The sequence below is a fragment of the Bacillus sp. P4_D3 genome (genome assembly GCF_056401855.1).
Genome location: NZ_JBFUIN010000300.1, coordinates 1 through 3,938, shown reverse-complemented (window position 1 = coordinate 3,938; position 3,938 = coordinate 1). Strand labels below are relative to the sequence as shown.

At 31.0% G+C, this 3,938-nt stretch carries 5 protein-coding genes; 1 reads left to right on the top strand and 4 read right to left on the bottom strand.

Annotation, left to right across the window (positions count from 1 at the left end; genetic code table 11):
• A partial coding sequence (locus AC1DTM_RS19790; protein ID WP_477000702.1) for a sulfite exporter TauE/SafE family protein occupies positions 1–710 on the top strand: 710 nt, incomplete at its 5' end.
• A gap of 302 nt (positions 711–1,012) precedes the next feature.
• Here the strand turns inward: AC1DTM_RS19790 and AC1DTM_RS19785 are convergent.
• The 4 genes from AC1DTM_RS19785 to nfsA all read right to left on the bottom strand — a co-directional run bounded on the left by AC1DTM_RS19785 (position 1,013) and on the right by nfsA (position 3,765).
• Positions 1,013–1,624 (bottom strand): PH domain-containing protein, encoded by a 612-nt coding sequence (locus AC1DTM_RS19785; RefSeq protein ID WP_016104374.1) that lies wholly within the window; start codon positions 1,622–1,624, stop codon positions 1,013–1,015.
• A gap of 1 nt (position 1,625) precedes the next feature.
• The gene (locus AC1DTM_RS19780) at positions 1,626–2,171 is read right to left on the bottom strand and encodes a sigma-70 family RNA polymerase sigma factor (RefSeq protein ID WP_477000701.1); all 546 of its coding nucleotides are present in this window, start codon (positions 2,169–2,171) and stop codon (positions 1,626–1,628) included.
• A gap of 185 nt (positions 2,172–2,356) precedes the next feature.
• Complete coding sequence (locus AC1DTM_RS19775) at positions 2,357–2,941, bottom strand: DJ-1/PfpI family protein (RefSeq protein WP_033714685.1); 585 nt, start codon at positions 2,939–2,941, stop codon at positions 2,357–2,359.
• An 89-nt stretch (positions 2,942–3,030) separates the two neighbouring features.
• The gene (gene nfsA, locus AC1DTM_RS19770; protein WP_016104371.1) at positions 3,031–3,765 is read right to left on the bottom strand and encodes an oxygen-insensitive NADPH nitroreductase; all 735 of its coding nucleotides are present in this window, start codon (positions 3,763–3,765) and stop codon (positions 3,031–3,033) included.
• Positions 3,766–3,938: the final 173 nt, after the last annotated feature.

Here is a 3,938-nt window from a genome sequence, read left to right as displayed (position 1 = left end):
TTTTCATATGTATTATATTAGTGGCTTCTGTTTTGCAAACAAGTACAGGTTTTGGCTTTTCCATAATGGCAACACCTTTCTTACTAATGTTATTCTTACCACAAGAAGCTATACAAATAAACATTATTTTATCATTAATTATTTCAATATCACTCATTTGGAAAATAAGAATGGACATTGACTTTATTCTACTGARAAGATTAACTTTTGGAAGTATAGTTGGTGTACCTTTTGGTATTTTAATCTTCACTTCTATTAACATAAACGCTTTTAAATTAGCAATCAGCATCCTGCTCTTAATCTTAACATTGATGCTGATATGTAACTTTAAGATTAAATCAACACAATCTAGGGATTTCGTAGTTGGTGGCTTATCAGGCCTTTTAACGACAAGTATCGGCATGCCAGGACCTCCCTTGTTACTATACTTTACAGGAACTGATACTGAAAAAGGGAAGTTAAGAGCAACTACTTTGGCTTTTTATCTGTTTATATATTTCATTAGTCTCATAACTCAAATACTCTTTACTGGAACGAACAGAACAATTTGGGAATCAAGTTTTTATGCAATTCCAATCATATTTCTAGGTTTGTTTATAGGCCAAATTATTTTTAAATGGCTTAATCAACGGATTTTTAAAATATTTACATATATCCTTTTGAGTTGCACAGGTATTTATCTCCTTATTGAAAGTTTGAATTTGTTATAAATAAGTTTTTCAAATTAGAAGGTGCTTTAGAGTGTGCAATAACATAGATCTAAACGAATTTATTGGTGTATTTTTAAGTGCCGTGGAGTATTTTACACCAAAAATTAAACAAATTTTTTTAACCCCGTCTTAAAATCAGAACGGGGTTATACGTGTTTTAAGTTTTTAAATTAAATAACTTTATTGTCAGTTTACAATTAGTAATCCCACTGATGATTCTTTCATGAGAAGAATATTTTAAAGCTACAAGTTCATCAATAGAATACTCACTAAACCATAAAAAGCGGCTATTAGGCCGCTTTTTACATTAAATATTTTATAAAGCAAAGACCTGAACTTACTATCACGAATATATTAAAGAATAAGAAAAATCCTTTTTCAAAATCTGTATACTTTTCTACTTTTACTCCGCGTTTTTTTAACTCCATAATAATCATTGCAATTTCTTGTGCATACTCAATACTTCCAAATTGTATATAGCTGTTATTATATTTAATCTCAAAGACATTTTTCATTTTTTTATGTTGCGAAATAGATTGTATATCTTCTATTGGCATGCTATGTTCATTTGTTTTTTTAAAATAACAATCTAATCCTTTCATGATCACTCTTTTATTTGTTAAAACGATATAATAATAAAAAGTAGCTCCTACGTAATATATATTTGGTATTACTTTATTATTTGCCATATATCCTTCGTCTACTAACAGTTCCTTCTCAACTTCTTCACCAGCTTGTAATTCATTGCGAATTGACTCTTCTAACATTTGTAAAGTTAATTTTTTTAATAACTCTCCATTTCCCACATAATACTTATCTATATTTATAGAATCATTCGCTTCTTTCTCTAAACTTGTAATTTCTTCTTCTGAATATTGGAGCTCATTTAACATCGATAATAATCTTTTATCCATATTACACACTCCCCTTCCACAGTTTTTGAAGTTTTTTCTTCCCCCGAGAAATTCGGTTGTATATATAATCCGCTGTTACTTTTAATTCTTTTGCAATATCGTCAATGGAATGCCCATCAATATACCTCTTTAAAAAGATATATCGATCCTTTTTATTTAAATCTTGCACTATTTCCATAATCTCTTCTTCTTGTTCTATTTCATAACTATCATGGATACCTTTATCTATTTCTGCGTCTTTATCCATTTTGTTCTCTCTATATACTTTCTTTTTATATTCCAATGCCTTTAATTTAGTAATACCAATCATCCAAGATTTTAAGTTTCCCTTTTCTATATCAAATTGGTCGATATTAAACCAAATGACAGTAAATACATCGTTATAACAATCCTCTACATATTGTTTCTCAATAGGGGTACTTAATGATTTATGAATAATGTATAAAACTAATTTTCCATATTGATCAATGACTTCTTTCAAAGCATCTTGATCACGTTTTTTCATAGCTATAAYTAAATCCTCTTCAGAATCGAAAATCATAAACATCTTCCTTCCTCAGTTCCCCTTTAGCAGCTGCTTTTACTTACTATTGGCATTTCATTCTCATTTTCTATCACTTTTGTAAAAATTTATTAATTTTTATTTTCATTTTATATAATAACAAATAAAAACCGAAGTTGAGAAAGCGAGTCCTACTTTCTTAGCTTCGGTTTTTTATTTGATTTTATTACTTAAACTAACTTCTCACCACATACTGTTTTTATATTTTTAAAGTAGTGAAGGTTTTCATTACCTTCACCTTCATCAAACAAATTGAGCTGTTTCATAATTTCAACAGCAAATTCAACATACGCAGATCCTACTGCTGTTATGACTTTCCCATCCACAGTTACATCTTTATTTTGTTTATATTCCCATTCATGTAAATGTGCTAAGTGTTTTTCATCTAGAGTTAATGATGTTGAGAATTTCTTCTTATTAAGCACTCCGGCTGCATGTAGTAGAGCTGTCCCTGCACAAATGCCTGCTATCCATTTATTTTGCTTATGTAATTCTTTCACGATAGATAACAGTTGTTCATTTTCTAAATGGCGAAAAATATGCCCTCCTGGTACAATAAACACTTCGTAATCCACTACTTCAATATTCTCTATAGAGACATGTGGTTGACACAAAAATCCGCCTTCTCCTGTAACTGTTTTTCCGTCTACAGTTGCTGTTATTATTTCGAATTCCTTACTTGTCAAAAATAAACTCGCTATATTCACTTCAAATTCTGCAAATCCATCAAATAAAAAGATTAAAGCTTTCTTCATTTTATCCCCTCCCTCTCTAACCAATTCGAAAACAAATACATTTCTCCTCCAAAAAAAGACAAACCCACATCTCAGGTTTGTCTTTTCAATCATTTTTTATTTAATCCTTTYTCACTCAAAAACTCTTTCATATGCATTCTCTTCTCTTTTGACATAAATGTGCTCATTGATTCCGTCCATGTTACGTTTTTTTGATTTGACGATCTTTCTTTGTAATACGCACTCATCGTTTCATCATATTCGTTTAATAATTCATCATATTTCTTTTCATCGTATCCATTTTCATGAAGAATCGCTGCTACTGGTAAACGTGGCTTAACTCCATGATCTTCATCTGGTACGCCGACTGTCATTCCGAATACCGGATATACTTTATCCGGTAAATGAAGCAATTCACTCACTTCTTTCGGGTTATTACGAATTCCGCCAATATAACAAATGCCGTATCCTAATGATTCAGCTGCAAGTGCTAAGTTTTGTGCAAATAATGAGGCATCTACTGTCGCTACAATAAAGTCCTCTACTCCCTCATGTTTAATTTCTGTTCCATGTTTCTCACATGCGGTTTCTAGACGTTTTAAATCCGCACAGCATACAAAGAATGCTGCACAGTCTTTCACATGACGATTCCCGGATAATTCAGCTAGTTTAGCCTTTAGTTCTTGATCTGTTACATATATAAGAGAATACGCCTGTACAAAATGTGAGGAAGCCGCATGTTGAGCAGCTTGCACTATTCTTTCTACTATCTCTTTTGAAATTGGTTCTTCTTTATATTTACGAACTGAAACGTGTTGCTCCATTTTATGTATCATCTCATTCATGAAAATCACTCCTTCTTTCTCTTCATAATGAAAAATTAACATATCTTTTTCATTATTCACAACTTATAAGCACAAAAAGAGCAATTCTTTTCGAATTACTCTTTTTTAATGTCTATTAATACGGTATATGAAATTATATCGGTCGTTTCGACAAAGGATATCGACTTATCAAC